The sequence below is a fragment of the Streptomyces sp. NPDC059866 genome (assembly GCF_042731325.1).
In the GTDB taxonomy this organism is placed as follows: domain Bacteria; phylum Actinomycetota; class Actinomycetes; order Streptomycetales; family Streptomycetaceae; genus Streptomyces; species Streptomyces flavusporus.
The window spans coordinates 1-22220 of record NZ_JBHWJT010000069.1 but is presented as its reverse complement, the minus strand read 5'-3'; the positions used below and the strand labels follow the sequence as shown (position 1 = coordinate 22220).

General features: G+C 68.1%; 16 protein-coding genes and 2 pseudogenes. 4 read left to right on the top strand and 14 right to left on the bottom strand.

The window, feature by feature from the left end; all coding sequences use genetic code 11:
* Positions 1–272 precede the first annotated feature (272 nt).
* Positions 273–815 (top strand): MarR family winged helix-turn-helix transcriptional regulator, encoded by a 543-nt coding sequence (locus ACFV7R_RS44650; protein WP_385275828.1) that lies wholly within the window; start codon positions 273–275, stop codon positions 813–815.
* Between the two features lie 16 nt (positions 816–831).
* Here the strand turns inward: ACFV7R_RS44650 and ACFV7R_RS44645 are convergent, their stop codons facing one another.
* Both ACFV7R_RS44645 and ctaD read right to left on the bottom strand, forming a co-directional pair.
* On the bottom strand, positions 832–1185 hold the full coding sequence (locus tag ACFV7R_RS44645) for a hypothetical protein (protein ID WP_385275825.1): 354 nt from the start codon (positions 1183–1185) through the stop codon (positions 832–834).
* Positions 1186–1228: 43 nt separating this feature from the next.
* Positions 1229–2917 (bottom strand): cytochrome c oxidase subunit I, encoded by a 1689-nt coding sequence (ctaD, locus tag ACFV7R_RS44640; protein WP_385275831.1) that lies wholly within the window; start codon positions 2915–2917, stop codon positions 1229–1231.
* 438 nt (positions 2918–3355) lie between these two features.
* Here ctaD and ACFV7R_RS44635 point away from each other — a divergent pair, with 438 nt between their 5' ends.
* Positions 3356–5830, top strand: a complete 2475-nt coding sequence (locus ACFV7R_RS44635; protein ID WP_385275822.1) for a SpoIIE family protein phosphatase — start codon at positions 3356–3358, stop codon at positions 5828–5830.
* A 346-nt stretch (positions 5831–6176) separates the two neighbouring features.
* On the opposite strand, the gene ACFV7R_RS44630 is transcribed toward ACFV7R_RS44635, so the two are convergent.
* A complete protein-coding gene (locus tag ACFV7R_RS44630) occupies positions 6177–7187 on the bottom strand; it encodes an ATP-binding protein (protein ID WP_385275820.1) in 1011 nt (336 codons plus the stop codon).
* Positions 7184–8781: pseudogene (gene istA / locus ACFV7R_RS44625) on the bottom strand (IS21 family transposase). The gene ACFV7R_RS44630 and the pseudogene istA overlap by 4 nt, the downstream one beginning before the upstream one ends.
* A gap of 361 nt (positions 8782–9142) precedes the next feature.
* On the opposite strand from istA, the gene ACFV7R_RS44620 reads away from it, so the two are divergent.
* Complete coding sequence (locus tag ACFV7R_RS44620; protein ID WP_385275818.1) at positions 9143–9550, top strand: DUF3592 domain-containing protein; 408 nt, start codon at positions 9143–9145, stop codon at positions 9548–9550.
* A 724-nt stretch (positions 9551–10274) separates the two neighbouring features.
* On the opposite strand, the gene ACFV7R_RS44615 is transcribed toward ACFV7R_RS44620, so the two are convergent.
* From ACFV7R_RS44615 to ACFV7R_RS44570, 10 genes and pseudogenes are all read right to left on the bottom strand, one after another.
* Positions 10275–12413 carry an NACHT domain-containing protein gene (locus ACFV7R_RS44615; protein WP_385275816.1) on the bottom strand — a complete coding sequence of 713 codons (2139 nt, stop codon included), beginning with the start codon at positions 12411–12413 and terminating at the stop codon, positions 10275–10277.
* A 349-nt stretch (positions 12414–12762) separates the two neighbouring features.
* Entirely contained in the window at positions 12763–13026 is a 264-nt protein-coding gene (locus ACFV7R_RS44610) for a hypothetical protein (RefSeq protein WP_385275813.1), read from the bottom strand.
* A gap of 382 nt (positions 13027–13408) precedes the next feature.
* A complete protein-coding gene (locus ACFV7R_RS44605) occupies positions 13409–14158 on the bottom strand; it encodes a hypothetical protein (RefSeq protein WP_385275810.1) in 750 nt (249 codons plus the stop codon).
* A gap of 342 nt (positions 14159–14500) precedes the next feature.
* Positions 14501–16789, bottom strand: a complete 2289-nt coding sequence (locus ACFV7R_RS44600; RefSeq protein WP_385275807.1) for a tetratricopeptide repeat protein — start codon at positions 16787–16789, stop codon at positions 14501–14503.
* A gap of 959 nt (positions 16790–17748) precedes the next feature.
* A pseudogene (locus tag ACFV7R_RS44595) lies at positions 17749–18147 on the bottom strand (ADP-ribosylglycohydrolase family protein); the annotation flags it as partial.
* A gap of 265 nt (positions 18148–18412) precedes the next feature.
* Positions 18413–18901, bottom strand: a complete 489-nt coding sequence (locus ACFV7R_RS44590; protein ID WP_385275804.1) for a tyrosine-type recombinase/integrase — start codon at positions 18899–18901, stop codon at positions 18413–18415.
* 56 nt (positions 18902–18957) lie between these two features.
* Complete coding sequence (locus ACFV7R_RS44585) at positions 18958–19347, bottom strand: nitrile hydratase accessory protein (RefSeq protein ID WP_385275801.1); 390 nt, start codon at positions 19345–19347, stop codon at positions 18958–18960.
* Entirely contained in the window at positions 19344–19940 is a 597-nt protein-coding gene (nthA, locus tag ACFV7R_RS44580; protein ID WP_129800573.1) for a nitrile hydratase subunit alpha, read from the bottom strand. Before nthA ends, ACFV7R_RS44585 begins: the two co-directional genes overlap by 4 nt.
* Positions 19937–20608 carry a nitrile hydratase subunit beta gene (nthB, locus tag ACFV7R_RS44575; protein WP_385275798.1) on the bottom strand — a complete coding sequence of 224 codons (672 nt, stop codon included), beginning with the start codon at positions 20606–20608 and terminating at the stop codon, positions 19937–19939. Before nthB ends, nthA begins: the two co-directional genes overlap by 4 nt.
* A gap of 337 nt (positions 20609–20945) precedes the next feature.
* Positions 20946–21074 (bottom strand): hypothetical protein, encoded by a 129-nt coding sequence (locus tag ACFV7R_RS44570; RefSeq protein ID WP_385275795.1) that lies wholly within the window; start codon positions 21072–21074, stop codon positions 20946–20948.
* A gap of 470 nt (positions 21075–21544) precedes the next feature.
* Between ACFV7R_RS44570 and ACFV7R_RS44565 the strand changes: the two genes are divergently transcribed.
* Positions 21545–22159, top strand: a complete 615-nt coding sequence (locus tag ACFV7R_RS44565) for an alpha/beta fold hydrolase (protein ID WP_385275792.1) — start codon at positions 21545–21547, stop codon at positions 22157–22159.
* Positions 22160–22220 lie beyond the last annotated feature (61 nt).

The window sequence follows — 22220 nt, the reverse complement described above, 5'->3', positions numbered from 1 at the left end:
CGACACCTGGAACGAGAACCCCAGACCGTTCACCTGGACGAAGACCGCCGACGAGATCCTCAAGTCCCTCGCCGACTACCTCGGCAGGATCACCCCACCCAACAGCTGAAGCCGGAGATAATTAACCACGGGATTTCTGGCGCATCACACTAGGCACCGTCCCGCTGCCAGCGACGGAACAGGTCGTACGCCCGGCCCCCGGTCCGGTGGGGACCGTACTGTCCCCAGTGGCGGCCGGCAATGGGGCATCGTGCCGATATCCTTGTCCCACGATGGGTGAGGACAACGAGATCAACGCCGCGCGTGACGGCGACAGCGTCGACGTGATGCTGGCCGAGTGGCGGAGTGAGTGGCCTGAGCTCGACGTTTCGTCCAGTGCGGTAATGGCACGCCTGTTGCGCGCGGCCCGGCTGGTGGAGGAGCTGCTCGCGACCCGGCTGCGCCGCTCGGCCGAGATGCCCATCGCGAATGTCGGCGACTTCGACTTGCTGCAGGCCTTGCGGCGCAGCGGCGCTCCGTATGCCCTGACGCCTGGTCAGCTGCGCCAGGCGTTGGTGGTGTCCTCGGCTGGTCTGACGGGACGGCTCAAACGGCTGGAAGGGGAGGGATGGATCGAGCGCTGCCCCTCTCCCGTCGACGGCAGAAGCACCCTGGTGCGTCTGACGGAGGAGGGGCGGGCGCGTTTCGACCGCACGGTGGAACGGCACTTCCAAGTGGAAAGGGACGTCCTGTCCGTGCTGGATCCTGAGGAACGCACGGTGATCGCGGACGCCCTGCGTAAACTTCTTCTCTCCCTGAAACAGGACACCCGCTGACCGCAGAGGGGCGGCGTCAGGCGGAGCCAGCGGCTGTTCCGAGGATGACCGCGATGCAGAGACCGATCAGGCCCATCGTGATGACGGTCATGGAAACGGCCATCTCCCGGGCGAAACGGCGGTGACGGGCCTCGTACTGAGCCTCGACCTGGCCGACGCGTTCCGCAATCTGCTGGGCGACCCGGCGCGTGTTCTCCACCTCCTTGCGAGCGTAGGCCTCCTCGATCACGAGTCGCTGGTCGGTGGTGAGGCCGGGCAGTTCCCAGGCGAAGTCCCGGGCCTTGCGGTGCGCCTCGCGGCGATTGGCCTCCAGGTGGAGGAATCCTTCGATCTGATGCAGCCCGAAGGCTGCTTCGTAGCTGGCGTCCATAGACGGCTCCTGAGCACGTGCTGATGAGAGTGGGTGGGTCCGGTCAGCCCCGACCGCTGGTGGGCGTCTCCTTGTCCTGCGCGTCCTCGTGGACGGCGATGTCGGGGTGATGGAGGTCGAAGGCAGGTGACTCGCTGCGGATCCGCGGCAGTTTCTCGAAGTTGTGCCGGGGTGGAGGGCAGGACGTCGTCCACTCGAGCGAACGGCCCCAGCCCCACGGGTCGTCGACGCCGACCGGCTTGCCGTACTTGGCGGTCTTCCAGATGTTGTAGAAGAACGGCAGGATCGACAGACCGAGTAGGAACGAGCCGATGGTCGAGACGGTGTTCAGGGCGGTGAAGCCGTCGGCCGCGAGGTAGTCCGCGTAGCGGCGCGGCATGCCCTCGGCGCCCAGCCAATGCTGGACCAGGAAGGTGCTGTGGAAGCCGATGAACAACGTCCAAAAGGTGATCTTGCCGAGCCGCTCGTCGAGCAGCTTGCCGGTGAACTTGGGCCACCAGAAGTGGAAACCGGCGAACATCGCGAACACCACGGTGCCGAAGACGACGTAGTGGAAGTGCGCGACCACGAAGTACGAGTCAGTGACGTGGAAGTCCAGCGGGGGCGAGGCCAGGATCACGCCGGTCAGCCCGCCGAACAGGAAGGTGACCATGAAGCCCGTGGACCACAGCATCGGCGTCTCGAAGGACAGCGAGCCCTTCCACATGGTGCCGATCCAGTTGAAGAACTTCACACCGGTCGGGACGGCGATCAGGAAGGTCATGAGGGAGAAGAACGGCAGCAGCACACCGCCCGTGACGTACATGTGATGCGCCCACACCGTAACCGACAGACCGGCGATCGAAATCGTCGCGCCGATCAGTCCCGCGTAGCCGAACATCGGCTTGCGGGCGAAGACCGGGACGATCTCGGAGACGATACCGAAGAACGGCAAGGCGAGGATGTACACCTCGGGGTGACCGAAGAACCAGAAGAGGTGTTGCCACAGCAGCGCGCCACCGCTGGCGGGGTCGAAGATGTGGGCATCGAAACGCCGGTCGAACTCCAGCGCGAAGAGTGCGGCGGCCAGAACCGGGAAGGCCAGCAGGACCAGCACGCTGGTGAGCAGCACGTTCCAGGTGAAGATCGGCATGCGGAACATGGTCATGCCGGGGGCCCGCATGCAGATGATGGTGGTGATCAAGTTGACGGCACCCAGGATGGTCCCGAAGCCTTGCATGGCCAGGCCCATGATCCACAAGTCGCTGCCGGCGCCCGGCGAGCGGATATCGTCCGAGAGCGGGGTGTAGGCGGACCAGCCGAAGCTCGCGGCGCCCTGCGGGGTGAGAAAACCGCCGACGGCGATCAATGAGCCGAAAAGGTAGAGCCAGTAGGCGAGCATGTTCAGCCGGGGGAACGCGACGTCGGGTGCCCCGATCTGCAGCGGCATGATCCAGTTCGCGAAGCCGGAGAATATCGGCGTCGCGAACATGAACAGCATCACGGTGCCGTGCATGGTGAAGGCCTGGTTGAACTGCTCGTTCGAGATCAGTTGCGTCCCCGGGCGGGCCAGTTCGGCACGCATGAGCAGTGCCAGGAGGCCGCCGAAGCAGAAGAAGGCGAACGCGGTGACCAGGTAGAGCGTCCCGATCTGCTTGTGGTCCGTGCTGGTCAACCACCCGACCACAGCACGGCCGGGAGACCGGCGCCGCTCCGGAGGTGCCACCGACGGCGGCGAGGCGGGCGGTGACAGAGCGGGTGGGGCCACGGCAATCCTCCGTACGTGCGAGACCTCCAGGCATGCGGCGCTTACGCGCCGGGGCCCGGCCTTGACCATAATATCTCGCTCGCGAGAGAAATAAATGCGAGGTGCGGTTGCGCCCGAGGCGGGCCGTCGGGGCTCCCGCGCCTCGAGGAACCGCGCGAGCCGCGGGTCGCAGTTGACAACCACGCCGAGCTCTCCTGCTGTGGCCCACCCGAAGCACGGACGGGCTGATGATGTCCCTCGTACACCGCCCTCGTCCGCCACCCGGCCGTACGTGCTCGGGTCACCACCTTGGGCACGGTGACCGTTGAAGTGGTGTCGTGCGATCCGCAGGATCATGCTTGGCCGTAGAAGGCAGCGGTGCAGGTCCCCGCAGGCCCATGGGGACACGGGGACGTCAATCTCAGCAGGGCGAGGTGGGCGACGTTGGAGCGACACTGCAGTGCTTCGGCTGAAGGACCGAACCAGCCCTCCGGCCTGCCCGGCACGGCGTGCACCGCCACCGCCGTTATCGACGAACACGGCATCGTCACGGGATGGAGCGAAGGGGCCCGGCAACTGCTCGGCTATCTGCCATCAGAGGTGCTCGGGCGCAAGGCGGCCGACCTCCTCGCGGAAGGCCTTCCGGAGGCGGCCCTGAAACCCCCTGCCGACCAGGACAGAAGAGCCGGGAATGCGGCACTGCGGCATCGGGACGGCCGTAGCGTCGACGCAAAGCTGTCCGCGCATCGCCGCATCACCGACGACGGGGCGACCGAGTGGTTGGTGGAGTCCGCCGAGCCGGGGAAGCCGGGAACGGACGACAGCGAAGCGTTGGTGCACTGGACCTTCGCCCAGTCCGCGCTGGCTCAGATGATCTACGACACGGAGCTGCGGTCGGTGCGGGCGAACGCAGCCATGGAAAACGCACTCGGTCTCACGGAGGACCAGATGCGTGGCCTGCGGATATCCGAGATCATGATGAGCGCCCCTGCCAGGGATACCGAAGAGGCCATGCGTCTGGCGTTGGAGAGCGGCAAACCGCGGGAGCTGGAGCGATACCTGCGCGCGCCTGGTGAGAACCGGGAGCATGCCTGGGCGGTGTCCCTGTCCCCCCTCAAGGACCAGGACGACCGGGTGCACGGCGTGTGCCTGACGGCCCGCGACACGACCGAGCAGTACTCTTCCCGCCAGCGTCTGCTCCTGCTGAACGAGGCCAGCATCCGCATCGGCAGCACCCTGGACATGGACCGCACCGCGCAGGAACTGGCAGACATAGCCGTCCCCCACCTTGCGGACTACGTTGGCGTGGACCTGCTCGCATCTGTGAGCCACGGTGACGAGCCGCTCGCCGACGCGCTGACGGGAGCGGTGCTACTGCGCCGCGTCGCCCACCAATCGGTCCTCAAGGGCTGCCCCGAGGCAGTCGTGCAGCTAGGAGAGGTGGCCTCCTACCCGGCGTTTTCACCCGCTGCCCAGTGCCTCGCCGAAGCCCGGGCCGTGATTCAGGAGACGACCGGCTCCTCCCTGGCCGACTGGCTGGCCAAGGATCCCGTCCGAGCCGCCCGGCTCCGTGAGTACGGGTTCCACTCGATCATGGCTGTGCCAATGCGTGCCCGGGGTGCCGCCCTCGGTGCGGCGATTTTCATCCGACACCGGCGTCCGGAGCCGTTCGAGCCGGACGACGTGATCTTGGCCGAAGAGCTCATGGCCAGGGCGGCGGTCTGTATCGACAACGCCCGCCGGTACAGCCGCGAGCGCAGCACCGCCGTGACGCTCCAGCGCAACTTGCTCCCTCGGAAGCTGCCCCAGCAGACCGCGCTGGAGGTCGCCTCCCGTTATCTCCCTGCAGGGGCCCAGGCCGGTGTGGGTGGCGACTGGTTCGACGTGATCCCGCTGTCCGGTACACGGGTGGCCATGGTCGTCGGCGATGTGGTCGGCCATGGCCTCCAGGCCTCCGCGACCATGGGCCAGCTGCGTACCGCTGTGCGCACCCTGGCTGACATCGACCTGCCGCCCGACGAGCTGCTCACTCACCTCGACGACCTCGTCATTCGGCTGTCGGACGAAGGGGGCAGCAGAAACGAAGCCGAGCCCGGCGTCGAAGCTGCGACGATCGGCGCAACCTGTCTGTACGCGGTCTACGACCCGGTCTCCCGCCAATGCGCCCTTGCCCGCGCGGGCCACCCCCTACCGGCGGTGCTGACCCCAGACGGGAGGGTCGAGTTTCTCGACCTCCCGCCCGGCCCGCCGCTCGGCCTGGGCAGCCTGCCCTTCGAGAGCGCCGAAACAGAACTGCCTGAAGGCAGCGTGCTCGTCCTGTACACCAACGGCCTGATCGCATCCCGCGACCGCGACACCGGGGAATGCATCGACCTCCTACGCACAGCGCTCGCCCGCCCTGCGCCCTCCCTGGACACGCTCTGCGACACCGTGATCGGTGATCTGCTCCCAGAGAGTCCGGCTGACGACATCGCCCTGCTGGTCGCCCGAACCCGAGCCCTGAGCGCTGAGCAGGTGGCCACCTGGGACCTGGCTTCCGACCCGGCCGTCGTCGCCCATGCCCGCCAGAACACCACCGAGCAATTGACCGACTGGGGGCTGGACGAGGCCGTGTTCATCACCGAACTGGTGGTCAGCGAGTTGGTCACCAATGCCATTCGCTACGGCCAACCGCCCCTGCGGCTCCGGCTGATCCGGGAGGCGCACAACCTCATCTGCGAGGTCTCCGACGCCAGCAACACCGTTCCACGCATGCGGCGGGCCCGCGTCTTCGATGAAGGGGGACGGGGCCTGCTGCTGGTCGCCCAGCTCACCGACCGCTGGGGCACGCGCCACACCCACGTCGGCAAGACCATCTGGGCTGAGCAGTCCGTCCCTGAAATGCCCTTGCCGACCACTGTCGCACCATCGCCGCCGTAGAAGCACCACCGTGGAAGCAGGGGCAGGGGACCACGGTGTGAGGTGCCGATCGGTGACCTGCTCTGCCCAGGAAAGCTCCAGCAGTCCGTCCGCGCCCATCTATTGACCGTGGCCGCTGCCCTTCGCGCCCCGAAGGTGCTCGTCGTCGAACGCCCGGCCACCGCACGCACCGACGCCGTAGGCACCACCCGGGCTCCCCCCCGTTATCTTCTTCGCGGTCCTGCAAGAGGGCCGCTGGCCTCCGGGCCCGGCATGGCTGGTCCCCCCTGTCGAACCGATGACCTGGGGGGTGGTGCCACCGGGCCCGAGAGGCGCTGTTGGAGACGCTGATGAGTGCCTCTGTGTGTCAAGCGGCCTCCGCGAAGCTCATGTGGCGGTCTCGTTTGAGGGTGCGATAGACCACGTTCGACAGGCGTCGTTTGAGAGCCCTGCGGGCCTCTGCCGGGGTCTTGCCCTCGGTGATTTTCCGCAGGTAGTAGTCCTGGCCTCGGCCGCCGTCGCGGATCTGGCAGACGGCGATGATGTGCAGCACCGAGTTCAGAGCCTGGTTGCCTCCGGTGTTGAGGCGGTGGCGGGTGTTCTTGCCGCTGGAGGCGTCCAGGGGCGCCGTACCGGTGTAGCTGGCGAAGTGGTGCTCGGTCGGGAAGCGCGTGACGTCGCCGACGTGTCCGAGGAGCTTGGCGGCGAGCACGGTGCCCAGGCCGGGCAACGCGGTCAGCACGGTGCGGGCGGCGGCCAGGGCGTCACGCATCTGGGCTTCGTTGTCGCGGACCTGCCGGTCGATGCGTCGCAGATCGGCGAGGAGATCCCGAGCGAGGTCGCGGCGGCAGCAGTCGGTGGCGGTGCTCGGACGGATGCCCTTCACGTCGGGCCGGACCAGTTCGCGGATCCGCTTCTGCCACATGCGGTCCGCGTGGCCGCCGGCCAGGTCCGCGAGGATCCGGCTGGTCTTGGCGAAGCGGACGTGGGCGCCCTGGCGGACTGCGAGATGGCCCAGGGCCTGAGCGATATGGGTCTTGCCGACACCAACCGGCCCGAACAGGATGACCGATTCGCCGGCGTGCAGCCAGCGCGGGGCCCCCAGGTCGCGGATCTGGGCGGCGGGCAGTTTCGAGGAGGCCGTGAAGTCGAACTCCTCCAGGGTGACCTGCTGCTCGAACTTCGCTCGCTGCAGGCGGCGTTGGAAGGCGACGGTCTCGCGGCGGGTGATCTCGTCCTGACACAGGACCTGCAGGAAGTCGAGGTGACCGAGCTCGCCGCCGTGGGCCTGGGCGAGACGGGCGTCGAGGGTCTCCAGCATTCCGGACAGTCGCAGGGCTTTGAGCGACTCGCGCAGGGCGGTGTCCATCACGGTCATCGGGCGTCCACCTCGGCTTCGTCGCGGTCCTGGTCGTCGCGGTGCTCGTCCGCCGGGCCCGGGGGCGCGACGGAGGCGAACAACCGCTTCGGCCCGTGCAGGAAGGCTGCGGCTCCGGCATCACCGCTGGTCTCAGGCTCGGGATCGGTTTCGGTGCCGGCGATGAGGATGCCCTTGATCGTGCGGTAGGACGGGTCGCCGACCACGACGGCTCTCGCGCAGGCGGCCTCCAGCCGCGGGTCGTCGTACTCCTTCCGCAGTCCGAGAACCCCCTGGGCAGCGCGGAGCCGGTAGAGCGCGTTAACCTCCAGCAGTTGGTCGACGACCTCGCGGCAGGCATCCCCGACCTGGGACGCCTGGCTGCGGCACCAGACCGGCGTGCGCATCTGGAAGGCGATCTTCTCCGGCGGGTAGTCGCTCTTGTCGGTGCGTTTGCCCTGCTCAAGTGCCGCATGGGTTTTGACCATTTCACCGTCGAGGAAGACCTGGACCATGGTCGCGGTGGAGCGGACGTCGACCCTCCGGCCGATCAGTTTCCAGGGCACCGAGTAGAGGGTGCGGCCGACCTTGATGTGGATGTCCGGACCGACCTTGGCGGTCGACCAGCGGGCCAGCACGAACGGGGTCGGCGGCAGCGGCAGCAGCGTGTCGGCCTCCACTGCCTCGAACACCGTCATCGGCGCGGCGCCGCCCAGTGGTCGGCACTGCCGGCATCCGGCGACCTGCTGGCTCCAGGTGAGGGCCTCGGCCTGCATGTGCTCGATGGAGGTGAACTCCCGCCCCCGCCAGAACGAGTCGCGGACATAGGGCATCGGCCGCTCGACTCTTGGCTTGTCCTTGGGCTTTGAGGCTCGGGCCGGGTCCACCAATGCGCCGTAATGGGTGGCGAGTTCAGCATAGGACTTGTTGATTTTCGGGTCGTAGAGATCGGGCTTGTCGACCCCGGTCTTCAAGTTGTCCGGCACCAGCCGGCGCGGGACACCCCGAAGCAGCGGAAGGCCACGACATGCGCTTCGGTCCACGCATGCTGGTCCAGGTGCAGCACCGGACGGACGAACAGGTGCCGCGAGCACGGCAGCACCATCACGAAGGCCCAGACCCGGTGCCGCTTGCCGGTGCGGGGGTTGACCCACTGGCCCAGGAAGCCGTAGTCGATCTGGGCCTCTTCGCCCGGTTCGATCTCGTCACGCAGGACGGTGACCTGCGATCGCGCCACCTCGTCCGGCAGCGTAGCGTGTACCCACCGGCGGAACGAGGAGATCGACACCTTCAGCTTGTACTCGTCACGCAGGCGCTGATGGATCGTGGAGACCGTCACTGTCCCCAGCAAGTCCTTGATGTAGTCGCGGTGTTGGTCGATCTCCGACCAGGTCACCTGCCGCAGCCGCTTGTCGACCAGCCCCGGGAACCACTCCTTGATCAGTTTCGACCAGTCGGCCTCGCTCATCGGCGGCCCGCCCGGGGCGATCCCGGACACCTCCGCCGGCGCCAGGTACTTCCTGACCGTCTTTCGGTCCACTCCCAATGATGCCGCCAGCTCGCTCTTCGAGCGGCCGGCGTACCAGTGGATATAGATCTCCGTGATGTCGACCACGGCGAACGTTCTCCTCGCCATCCAGGCTGACCATCGGCCTTCCGAACCGCGGGGCGAGGAAGACGACCAGCTCCGCGATGACCAGGTCCCTCGATCCCGAACTCCGCCGCACCCATGGCCAATTAGGGGGATTCGTAATGAGAGATTAGATAACGCTCAAACCGCCCAAGATAGGGAAACTTGATCGTCGGCAGAGCCCGTGGCGACGGATGCTCTCACCCTCGTCCACCAGTGCTCGCCCCTGTCCCTCGGCCTCGGCGGAGTCGTCATCAAAGCGACAGACCCTGCGGCGATGACGGTACGGATAGGAACGAGGCGTCCCGGGTGGGAGATTCCTGGAGGAGCGCTATAGCCTGCCCGCGTGAGCTGGGAACGGATCCTCGAAGCGGCCTTCATCCCTGTCTCGGCAGGGCTTTCCTGTTGGGCCTTCGTGGAGGCGTGGAACAACTTCCGCCTTCTCACCCGCGGACAGTGGACCGAGGCGGAAATCGTCGGGGTCCGTGAGGACACGGACGGCGACGGCGACCCCCGCTTCTATCCCGAGGTCGCCTTCACCCCTCCCGACAGCGACGAGGTCAGGATCGAGTCCAAGGTCGGCCGGCTCTATCCGATCGACCGCTCGACGCGGATACGCGTCCGGTACGACCCAGCCAAGCCCCGGCGGGCCCGCCTGGAGGGCTATCGCGGACCTGGCCTGTTCGCCTGCCTCGTGAGCGGAGCCGGAGGGGCCTTCGTCGCCGTGGGGATGTTCCTGGACATCTTCACCTGACGTCTTGATCTCCCACACCGCCTGGTCCGCCCTCACGTCGGCTCCGCGCCGACCGACCTCCAGATTCGGTCCGGCGACCGCTGTCCCCCCTGGAGAAATGCGTGAACGCCGGTGTGGGGATTTACGTGACGCTGGAACCGCAGATGCTGGGGAATTCCGTGATCGTCGACAGTCCGGCCCGTTCACCCAAACCCACCCGGCCGGGGCCAGGATGACCACCCGGCTCAAAGAACCGGCACCCCGTCACCCGCTACTGGTCCACTTTTCAGCCGTCGCCGACAGTCGCTCTGCGTGACAGCGGACGATAAGGAACAGGAAGCTGTGCCAGAACCGGCGATCTGTGACGCTCTGTAATTCGTGGACCGGTCGATGGAGCCGGTCCGGGTACGTCTTGACGTCGCTCTCCTTGAGGTTTTGGGCCATGTTCTCCGGCGGGTTCGATACGGCGGTGGCCCGCGTCCGGGAGGCATACGCGGAGTCAGCCGCCTGCGGCATCCCCGTCTACTAGGATCAGCCGGATCCCGACCAGGCCACGGAGCTCGCGGACCTCGCCAGCGGTGGAGCGAGCCCTGCATGGCAGAGGGAGTGGGAGCTTGTTCGAGCCGGGGTCTCTGACCCGGTGCTGATGGCGAACGTGCGTTGGCTGCCACGGCTTCGATGTGGCCGGCGCCGGACGTCGCGAAACGGGGATGACCGGGATGACCCACAAGTGACCACCGACAAGTCAGAGCAGACCGGAAGATATAGGGCTGGTCGCCAGGTGGCGTTGCAGATCAATGTGTCGGAACTGGTACACCGCTCCGACCCGCCGTAGCACCCCGCGATGTTCATGTGCGTCCTGCAGGAATGCCATCAGGTGCCATGGGGTGTTGTGACGCACAGCCAGGCAGGCACGGGCGATTATGAAGTTTCCCCATGCTGTCTTGCCCAATCGCGTCGTAGCCCCGACCGCCAGCGCGCAGAGCCCTACCGAGAGCCCGATCATGAGCCCGGGCATGGGACCGTCCGTGAACCCAAGCACGACCCCGAGCACACCCCCGAACATGATTCCGATCATGAACGCGTGCGCGAGGTGACTACGACGGTCCGAGATCAACAGTGTGTGCGGGCTGGGGCTGGAGGCCAGGTCGGCCCTGTTTGCCTCAAGTCCGAACGTGGGCCCGGTGAGGAGCCCAACCGCGACGCCGCCTGCGAGTCCGGCCGCGAGTCCGGTCGTGAGTCCACCCACGAGCCCGAAAACGAGCCCGCTCACGAGTCCGGGTAGGGATCCTGAAAATGACAGACGAAGCCCAGCATGAGGAGTAGCCGGGCCACCAGGCCCTGCGAGGAGTCCGCCCGTGAGTCCAGCCACGAGCCCGCATGCGGAACCAGCCGCGAGTCCGGCCACGAGCCCGATCTCGAGCCCCTCCGTGCGCCCTGCGAAAAGCCCGATGATGAGCCCGGACATGAGCCCGATGATGCCTGCGGCCAAGAGCACGAACGCGCGCAAGCGGATATGGCGTGGGATGGCTTTGGACAGCTCCCACCAAGCGAGGTCGGGGCTGCCTGCACGCTGATTCTGTTGGAGTCTGGCGAGGAAGGCGAAGGTTTCGTGGGCCTGATCGGCTGTCCAGCGGGGCGGGTTGGGCTGGTGCGGGGTGTAGGCGGCGGGGATGAATACCTGGAAGAGGTGGGCGTTGATAGCGGCGTGGTCGGGGTAGGCGGTGGTGTCGCACAGTTCGTCCGGACGGGGAGCCGACCGGGCCCCGGGAAACGCGCCGGGGCGGGGGTTGTAGATGGTGCGGGCGAGGAACAGTGCCAGCGGGGTGGCCAGGGCCTGTCCGACCGGGCTGGTGGTGCCCAGGTGGGTGATCACGGTGTCCCACCGGTCGACGGCTGGCGTATAAGGACCGCCGGCGTCGCGGCGCAGATAGGAGGCGGCGGACTGAGCGTCGAGGGGGAGGAGCTGGATGGTGGCGGCGCCGTTGAGACGGACGGTGGTGCCCGCCCGGGTCAGGGCTGTGCGGTAGGGACCGGTGCGGCTGGTCATGACCAGGGGTTGTCTGGCGGGCAGCGTGCGATTGAGCGTGTCGAGTACGACGGCGTGCCGGGAGGGGGGCAACTCGTCCAAGCCGTCAAGCAACGGCAGGATGAGGCCCGCGTTCAGCAAGGACGTGGCCAGATCCTTGGATCTGCTGCCAGCGGTGTGAGTAAGAGCGACCGAAGACGGAGCCTCGGCGGCCAGGCCGGGGTAGGTGCGGCGTAGCTGGTCAGCCATCCAGGTTTTCAGCGACTGGTGGGGATCCCAGGAGGCCAGGGAAAATAGTACCGGCACAGGGTCGCTGTCACTCCGGCGTGCAACGAGGTCCTGCAGCAGCCGGATCAGCAGCACGCTCTTGCCCGCACCGGGCTCTCCCAGGATCACCAGGCGCCGCGTGGGAACCCGCTCTGAGAACACCTGCCCGATCTCCGCGTCTTGGCCTGCCAGCCCAGCGGCATCCGATGGCCATAAGGCCGAATCACCTGGAGGGCCGCCTGGCCAGGCGCGGGCGAGGCTCCCCAGCAGTGGCCAGGACTCGGCCAAGTCGTCGTCGGCTGCCCGCCAGGCGACGGGCAGCGGGTAGGGGTCGTTAACCCGGCGCACCTCCGCCTCACTGTCCCACTGGTTTTTCACCGCCACCGCCAACTCACCCACGACCTTGCCCAGATCGACCGGGCTGGCCTCCAACCGGTCAGCACGGAATGCTGCCCAGGCAAGGTAGGCCGGCGCCAGCCCCAACAGCACGGACACAGCTGTTTCTGCCGTGTCGAGATCGAAGCGGTGGGCCACAACGAGCGCCGCGATCGCCCCGAGCACCGACAGCAGCAAATACGCCTTGCCCACACGCCCCGGCCCCCGGCGGCGTCCCCCGCTTCTCATAACAGGACATTACTTCTTGCTCGGCACGCTGAGCATCCTGTACGGCACATTGAGGAACTGGAGCAGCACCCGGCCTTCAGGGGGACTGGCACGGTGGCTGATGCTCCGTTTCCGGTCCCCGCCGCTTCAGCCGAGGTGCACCCTGACCTCCCGGGCTCGGGCGAGGCCCTGCTCGTCAGCTCCGGCCCCCGGCGACGAAGGCGAACCGGTCGCGACGCTCATGCTCCCCATGGACCGATGAAGCCTCCCCGCACCAGCATCGTCCCCAGCGGCACGGACCTGCCGTCATTGTGACGGGCTTTCATGTCCGAGATCAGCGCAAGGCGGTGGGGGTCAGTCGGATCGTCTGCGGCTGCATCCGGATGCGTATGGGCTTGGGCTTGCCGGCCGCGTTCACTGGTTCGACGGGGTGTGGTGATGTGCGGTGGTCGGCTCGCCCCGTCATCGAGTGGGACCCGGCCAAAAGGGCGTCCATCCGGTAACTGGACAGCGGAACCGGGTACTCGATGAGGACTTCGACATCCCCGAGGCCGGCATCCACCAGCGTGTGGGCGAGCGCGGGAAGGCTGTTGCCCACGCTCTCTGCTCACCCACCTGGGCCTCGTAGCCGTATGTGAAATGAAACTGCGTCGCCAGGCTCTCCACCAGCGAACCGGCACCGGCCGCGTGCAGAGCACGAGCAGACATACGCAGCAGCGACACAGAACATTCCCCCGGGCAGCACGAAGCAACGTGCGCGGGTGGGGGCATGTCTGCAGCAGACGCAGAAGCCCGGCGGGCCGCGTAAGAACTTCAGATCACTCCAATAGCCGGCACCGACAATCGGCAGAGCCTGCCCGCAAACACCAACCGTCGCTGCCGCGGCCCGGGAAAGGCGACCGGCTACTCGATCACGTGGCCGGCCCCCCACAGGCCGGTGGACGGCGCCGCGTCGGGGTACGTGCCGAACCGACCGGCGCCTATGCCGGGTTCCACGCGCCGCCGAACAGGGCCAGTTCCAGCAGGTCAGGGGCAAACGGCCAGTGCGTGGTCGCAGCCAGTTGCCCGGTGGCAGCGTGCATCCATCCCAGATAGATGTCGTACCGGTGCGCCGTCCAGCCGCCGTCACTCCACAGCCACCCGGCAAGCCCCGCCGGCTCCGCAAGGCCAGCCTTCTGCCCCACCCGGATTGCGTACGCGCGCACGACGCGTGCAATGCGCTGGTCCAGGATGAGCGGGCGAGGCCCGGGTAGCTCCAGCCGGGCGGCGCCGGCGAAGTAGAGGAACTTGGTGAAGAACGCCGGGCCCAGCCCTGGGATGGCGCCGCGCAGGCTGCGATAGGCCGCCACCGCACCCTCGTCCGCCAGCATCGCAACCGCCCGCGCCAGCTGCGTCTGAACCGATGGGCCGTGCAGGATCTGCCCCAGCCGGTGCGGCCCGTAGCCGTTGCCGCCCTGTCCCCAGACATAGCTGGCGACGAGGGTTTCCCTCCAGCTGGAGGAGACCGCGCCGGCGCGGGCCACGGCCATCACCTGTGCCCGGCTCACCGCGGCCCGGCCCCCGCCGGTCCGGTCGGCCAGCAGTGCAGGCCAGGGTTCGATACCTGCCCAGGCGGCCGGGACATAGCCAACGGCGTGCGCGCCGATCTCGCCCGCATACTGCGCACCGTTACCGGCCAGCCAAGCCCCCAGCTGTACCGCTGCGTCCGGCGGCAGCGGACGCTGAAGCATCCGCGCGTCCAGTTCCCCCGCGCCCTCTCGCCACCCCATACCAACCCCCTCGTGTTGCTCCGGCAGTCTCACACGGCGGCCCGCCGATACACGCCCGGGATCCACTGTCGAGATGGCGCGCTGCGGCCCGATGTGGAACGGTCCATTCATCTCGCGGGCGGATGGTGGAGGGTGGGCCGGCGCCGCCGGGCCCCGCCCGTCGTCCGCCACAAGCCCAGGGACGGCGGTCACGGAGCTTCGGTTGTGTCCTCATCGATCGGCCCAGCTCAGCGCCACCTCCCGGCTCTTCGACCAGTCGAAAGCTCGGAAGCAAAGAGCCCGAAAGAGCCTTGTTCCATACGGTCACCATTCGGCGAGCCTCATCCACGAGTTGCGATACGGCTGTTGCGGACTGTCGCCTTGGCCGGTCAGTCGGGCGAGGCAGCTGCGGCAGTCGAGCACGAGCGGGTGGTCAAAGGCGAATGCCTCGGCGGCGTGGTCAAGCAGTGAGGTGAACTGGGTGACCGCCGTGTCGAGGTCTGCGCATGCGCTGGTCCACAGGGCCACCTCGAAGCGGGCGTTGAGCGTCACCGGGTGCAGGTCGGGAGTTTCGTCGAGTCTGTCGGTGATCACGCCTTCGGCGATCTGCAGGGCCTGGTGTGGTTGCCCGGCCTGCCCGGTCGCGTGGGCGAGACACGTGCGTGCCGCCAGTGTGAGCAAATGGTGCGTGCCGAAGAGACGGGCATGGTCGGCTGCGACGTTCTCGATGAGGGGCAGGCCGTACTCGAGGTCTCCTGCGATCAATGCCCAGTAGGCGAGGTTGCGCCGCACATCCAAAATCAGCTCCAGTGTGCCGAGACTCCGTTGGATGAGGTGGTCGTCCAGGGCCTGCCACAGTCGTACCGCACCGGCGGCGTCGCCGTTGTACCCAGTCCACAAAGCCACCTCGAATCGGCAGGACAGTGTCGTCGGATGGTCCTCTCCAAGGAGTCGGACGCTGTCGGCAGCCACCTCGCGTGCCAGCTGAAGTGCCTGCGTCGTGTTCCCTAACTGCCCTGTCGACCGAGCCACGACGATGCGTGGGGACAGGCTCTCGACGGCGCCGAGCGGAATGCTGTCGGCAGCTGCCTGTCGGGCAATTTGAAGGGCCTCCGTGCGTTGGCCGGCGAGTCCGGTCCAAAAGGCCAACTGCTCTGTCAGCCGGATCAGTTGCACCGGCTCGATGTCCCCCCGATTGTCTTGGGCGACGGTGATGGCTGATCGGAGCGTTTGTATTGCAGCGTCCGTGTCACCCCACACTTGGCCCAGGCACGCGGCCAGACCTGCGGCTGCCATGACGTATCCGCCCTCGAGGGCTGCACGGAAGGCGGCCTGTGCGTGATCCCATTGCTGGTACCAGTCGTAGGCAGCCCATCCCAGATGTGCGGCCTCAGTCGGCTCCGCCCGCCCGATCAGCTCCTGCCAGGTTGCATCGGGTATGGGTGCTGCGTCGGGATCCCTTTCGACTGCATCGGGAAGGTAGTCGAAGACCACGTAGCGATCGGGGCCCTCAGGCACGAGCAGGCCACTGGTGGCGTATGCGGCCCGCGTGGCCCATGTCATGGCCTCCTCCCAGGACTCCGGCCGGAGCCGCACGCCGCCGCGTTGGAGCAGGTAGTGCTCGTGCATCGTCTGAAGGACCTCAGCGGGCAGGCCGCCGTAGACCCCGGCCCGCCGGGCGTCGACGGCTGCGGCGACGATGGCGGCCCCACGCGGGTGGGTACCGGGTGCCCACCCGTCCTGCCAGAGCGCCAGCAGTTTGGGCCCGGCCGCGAGGTACTCGGCCAGTCCGAACCGGTCGCAGTGCTCCAGCGCGGCCGCAATGCGCGGATCACCGGCGAACTGTTGTGCCCGCTCCAGTTCAGCAGGTGTCCAGGTCCGATCGATCCGGATCTCGGTCGCACGGTCGAGAACTTCCCGCTGTTCCCGGGCCATTTCGGCGCTGCCGGGATCGTTGGATATGCCATCAGCGGTGTAGTGGGCTCGCTCCTGCGCCCGCATGGTGGCCAGGACCACAATGTGCCGGGTGCCGTCGCCCAGAAGCCTTTCCAGCAGTTGGGCTGTTAGCCCGTCGCTGCCCAGATACCGTTGGAGATCGTCCAGCCAGATGACGCAGCGCCGTTCTCGCTGCACGACGTCCACCGCCGCGCGCAGTCCCGTTCGGCTCTGGGGACGGATGAACGCGTGGTCGGGCAGGCAGGCGCGCATTGCCTCGAAGGCAGCGCGGGACTTGCCTGCGGTGGACTCGCCGACCACCACGACGAAGCCACCACGTTGGAGGGCCCTTTCCACGTCCGGGCTGCGGTCCCTGCGGACGAATGGCGGCGTGCGAGCCTGGGCCGGATCGTCGGATTCGATGGGCGCCGCGGCATACACGCCGACACGGGCAGGATCGGTGATTTCCCGGACGCGCCGCCCGCCCTGGTCGTGGAAGAACACTTCATCGGCAAGCTGGCGTGACTGTGCGGCATCGGAGTCGAGCCTGTGGGTGGCTCGGCTGGACAGTACGCCGACCAGCACGCCAACGCCCGCAACCAACACAGAGCCAGCAGTCCCCGGCCAGACTTTCGCCGCAGCCGAAAGGACAGCGGCGATCAGCGCCGCCGCGACCACGAGCCCCCCACCACCGATACGAAGCCAACGTGAGCGGGCTCTGCCCATGTGCGTTCCCCACCCGCGACGGACCCTCGTGCCGACGACGCCGGTAGGCGACCGGCCTCCCCTGCCAGCAGTATGAACGCTGACCCAGACGTGGACCCATCACTTGCCAGTATCGATCAGGTCCTGTCGCGCTCTTGGCGAGCCCACAGGCGTGGGCTCGCCGTCGATGTCGGTTGCGGGTCTCCCACCACAGAATCAGCAGGGATACTGCGCCACTGCAGAGCCTTGCTGGGAGCCTGCCGCCAACCGGCGGCAGGGGAGGAGGGGCCCGCGACCCACGGGGCCCCTGCCTGTCCACGGCCGACAGATGCAGCCCGCTCCGCGCGATGCACCGACGCCGCCACCCGTGCGACCTGCCGGATGCCGAACAGGCCCTGACCGAGCCCCCGCCGACATCGCCTGGCTTCCTCGGGATTGAGCGGAACCAGCAGGCCCTCCCCCGGGCACAGAGCGCATCCCGCTTCCGCCCCGGCCAGCTGCCAACCGACCTCGACGAGGACTTCGATACGGTCGGCCGGCCCATACACCCGATAGAAGCCAGCCGCCGGGTCGTCAGCCCGCACCTCGCTGTGCGGGCCGGCGCACACCAGGGCGCGGGCGACGTCCGGCAGGCCCGACTCAGGGCATCGCAGTCACGGTCGCGGATGAGCTGGAGCAGGTCCGCGGTGACCACTTCCTAGTCACCGACCTGCGGCCAGCCGGCACGCCGTCCAACGGGTGGGTGCGTGCTCGCTGACTTCACCATGGCCGCCGGGACCGCCTTCCGCCGCCCTGGAGCCAGCCGGCCCCTATCGCGCCCGGCGAGGGCAGCTGGCTGATCCCCAGGCCAGTGGCCTGGGGACGGCACGCGCGATCAGGTCCTGTGCCCCGGCCCTGCAGGCGCCTACGCCGGAGGGAAAGGTTCAGCTGTCACCGGGGCCCTTGGAGCCGATCTGGCCGGCCTCCTGCCAGACCCGTCCGTCCACCTTCAGCAGATTGCAGGCGGTCAGGCAGGTGTTGCCCGGGGCCCGGTTGTTCTCCGGCGACTGGTACCAGTCGACGAACTCCTCGCGCAGCGGCCGCTCCAGCCGCTTCGAGACGAGCATGCCCCGGCCCAGGGCGGTCCTGAGTGCGCGTCCGAGGGCGAGGGTCATCTGCGTGTCGTCGGAGACGAAGGCGCGCTTCGGCAGCTCCATCTCCCGCCAGGGACCGCACTTGGCGAGGATCGAGGGCACGTCATTGAACTCGGTCGGGAAGCCGAGGGCGTCCCCGAGGGCGAGCCCGATCAGTGCTCCGGTCGCGGCGCGTTTGCTCACCGTCGTCGTGGTCATGCAGGAAGCCCCTTCCCCGCTTATCGTCAAGGCGACGATAAGCGGGGGAAGGGGCTCCTCACAACCTCCGGAGCCCGCCCTGATCCGGCCTGATCCAGACCAAAGGCCTCAGGCCCGCTCGGCGCTGTCTCCGAAGGAGATGAAGCCGCTCCCCCACCGTCCCGGATCATGGCCCCGAGCCGGTCGGCGATGGCCCGGTCACGGCCGCTGGTCATGCGCTGGTAGATCAACGCGGCTCGTGAGCTGCTGTGACCCATCCGCGTCATCAGCTCCCGCGTGCCGGCCCCGGCCATGGAGGCAGCGTGTTGCCCGTGTGCCGAGGATCGTGGAAGTGCAGCTCTGCTGTGACGCCCGCAGTCTTCCGGGCCTTGACCCAGTCGTCCCGGAAGTTGCTCCGCCGCAACTGCCTGCTCTGCGGCCCGACGAAGACATGCCCGTCGCGGCCGGGAGCGGCGAACTGCTCCAGGTGGTGCGTGACAGCGTCGAGCAGTTCGGCCGGGAAGGAGACGGAGCGCACCCCGGCCGCGGACTTCGGCGCCTTGTCGAAGAGCCGGCCGTCCTGCAGCTCCGCCTGAGCGTGGCGCACGGTGATGGTCAGCTCCTCCAGGTCGACATCCCGGCGCCGCAGGGCCGCCAGCTCCCCGAACCGCAAAGTGGTGAAAGCCGCCAGGAGCACGAGCAGCCGGTAGCGCGGCGCGATGGAGTCGGCGACGGCGAAGACCTCCGCGACCGTGAGGACCGGCCGCTCGGGCACGTCGTAGCGGTCCGCGCCCTCGATGCGGCACGGGTTGCGCCGAATCAGCTCATTCGTCAGCTCTGAAAGCGGTCCCGCACGTGGTGGTGCTCGTGCTCGTGGCCGGGGTCGTCCCGGTGGTCGTGGCCCAGGGGGCGTTGCGCCAGGGCTTGGGCGCGTGCGGTTACCTCGTCCGTGGACACGGCGCACAGGCCGACGAGCACGTCCTCCAGGGCGGCCAGCCAGAGCCGGTAGTAGGGATACGGCTCGTCCCGCGCCGGCGCGGCCTCCCAGGCCGCGATGCGGGCGATCAGGGCGGCCTGGAATTGCGGCCAGGTGAACGCGCCCGCCTCGTACAGGCTGACGGCCATGCCGAAGGCGCGGCTCTCCCACGGCTCGGAGAACACCAGCTCGCCGTTGGAGCGGGGCGGTGCGGCCGGGCCCTCGATGTCCAGCGGCGCGGTCATGGGGCCGCCACCTTGGCCACGCCGACCATCGCATCCCTCGTCACCAGGGACACGAGCTCTTCCTCGGTGAGGTGCTCGGTGCCTGCCGGGCGCTCGGGCAGCACCAGCCAGCGCACCTCACTGGTGGAGTCGTGAACGGTGATCTGCACGTCGTCGTCGAGGTCGAGTCCCATCTCGGACAGCACCGTGCGGGGCTCCTTCACAACGCGCGCACGGTAGGCGGGGTCCTTGTACCAGCTCGGTGGCAGGCCGAGCACCGGCCACGGGTAGCACGAGCACAGCGTGCACACCACTACGTGGTGGGTGGTCGGGGTGTTCTCCACCACCACGATGTGCTCGCCCTGCGGCCCCGAGAAGCCGAGCTCCTTGATGGCGGCGGTGCCGTCCTGGAGCAGCCGCCGTCGGTACTCCGGGTCGGTCCACGCCTTGGCGACGACCTTGGCGCCGTTGAGCGGGCCCACGTTGGTCTCGTACTCGGTGATGATTCCGTTCATCACCTTCGGGTCGATCAGTCCCCGCTCGGTGAGCAGCTGCTCGAGCGCCTCGGTGCGCAGGGCCGGAGGAAGGCGCTCGCCCGATCCGGTGGTGGTCATGATGTGGTCTCCAGGTAGCTCTCGTACATCTCCACGGTGAGCGCGAAGGGATCGGCGTCGGTGCCCCACAGCTCGCGTGAGTCGAACCGCACTGAGTAGACGTGCTGAGGGTTCTCACCCAGAAAGTGGGCGTTGGTGTCCGGCAGCACGGAAGCGGGCCGGATGTCCTGGACGACTCCGGTGTGTCCGCGCACATAGCGCGGCAGCCGGGTGTGGCCGGGCACCGACACGTCCCGGGCCCGTACACATTCGCCGACGGCGAAGGCCGGCACCGTGTCCACGGAGCGCAGCGAGCCCACGGCAGTGGGCGCGTAGTCGGGTACTGCGGGCGCGGGGATGGGGGGCTCCTCGACGTGTTCGCCGCGCAGGTTGCGGGCGCGGGCGTCGATCGCACCGGGCGCCAGGATGGCGCTGTCGGTGAGCATCAGCTCCCCGGCGTTGAGCCAGCGCCCGTAGTAGCCGTCGTCCAGGTAGGCGACCCGGTCCAGGCGCTCCAGCGCGTGGCGGAAGGCGTCCGCGTTGATGCCGCCGGACGCCACACGGCTGGAGAGGATCGCCAGCGCGAAGGCCCGGCGCTGCCAGGGCTCCGCGAAGACTGGTTCATCACGCCGCGGCGAGTGAACGGGACCCCATCCCGGGGTTCCTCCCATATCCGCAATGCCATCCATGGCAGGACTCTCCAAATAGCCACATAACGGACTGGACATCTGAATCGTATGCGGCAGGTGTCATCCGTGCCGCGATGACACCTGCCGCATACGCCTGGGCCGCGCCCTCGAGCCCGCCGTGTTCGGCCGGCCGCCAGTGATGCAGTGCAGCTAATGTCGATGGAGGACGCACAATGCCCATGTCTCACGCGGAGATCTTGGTACCGACGGAGCGCGCTAGTGGTTCATGGAACATGCAATGGCGGCTCAAGTGTCCCGCCTGCAGAACCGACGAGGTCGAACGAGCTGACGAGGCTGGCGACCACGAGGCAGTGACCGTGCACCCCGACCGGGACGACTACGACAGCCCGCTGGGGACCCGCGGCCCGTCGTCGCCGCTGGCGTCGTCCTCCAGGCGGGCGAGCAGCACGCGGTCGGCTTGATGCAGGAAGTCGGACCAGACATGGTTGAGCGTCTGCGGGTTCACCCCGGTCAGGGGGGTGACCCACAAGTCGGCGCGCGACTGGAGGACCTGCTCGTGGGCCGGAAGTCGAGCACGGTCCCGCAGTGCATGCGCGATGCCTGGTCGTTGGCGACGGTGGCGGCGCCAGGCCAGCCAGGCAGGTCCTCGATGTGCGCGGGGCACAGGTACGCGAGCCAGGCCGGGGCCGTCCCGGCCTGGAGGGTCGGTCCCTGGCGGACCGCCGTCCCGCTGCCGGCGCCGGACAGCCCGCAAACCCACGGCCGGCACGGCACCGCCCCCGGCTCCGGTAGTCCCCACAGGACCGGCCGGTGCCGGCGACGCGGCCGTTGACCGGATCCCGGAGCAGGAAAGGCGAGTCCCAGCCGAATCCTGGCAGACCGCTGTCCACATCCACACGGCAATACACAATGGGCGCCGTCAGTGCACATCGGCCCGGGGCCGGCCGACCACGAGAACAAACTCAGGGGATTTCGATGAAATCGAGGCTGGTCTGGGGTGCTGCCGGGGCCGCCGTCGCTGCCCTCGCGGCGCGGGCGGTGGCCGCCGGGATAGAACGTCAGCCGGATCCCGTGCCCCGCGAAGTGCTGCGTCGTGAACCCGAGGGCGAGGAGGTGTTCCTGTCCCGGCCCGACGGGACGATGTTGCGCGCCGTCGTCGCGGGTGAAGGGCCCCCCGTGGTGTTGGCCCACGGTTACGGTGTCTCGCTTCTGGAGTGGAACCTGGTGCAGGCCACCCTGGTGGCGAGCGGTCACCGTGTCATCGTCTTCGACCAGCGCGGCCACGGGGGCTCCACCTGCGGTGCGGACGGCATCGGCTCCGGCCCGATGGCACAGGACTACCTGGCGGTCCTGGAGCATTTCGACGTAGGGGACGGAGTGCTGGTCGGGCATTCCATGGGCGGGTTCGTCGCGCTTCGTGCTGTGCTCGACCATCCCGGCGTCGCCCGACGGCTGCGCGGTCTGGTGCTGTTCGCGACCTGGGCGGGCCGCATCTACGACGGAGCGCCGCACAACCGGCTGCAGATCCCGCTGTTGGAGACGGGCCTCCTCCAGCAGCTAGTGGCTCGTCACGCAGCCTTGGCCGGGTAATGAGTCCATGATCGGATCGGTGAGTCGGGGGCGAAGGTGGTCTTCGGTTCGGCGCGCGTGT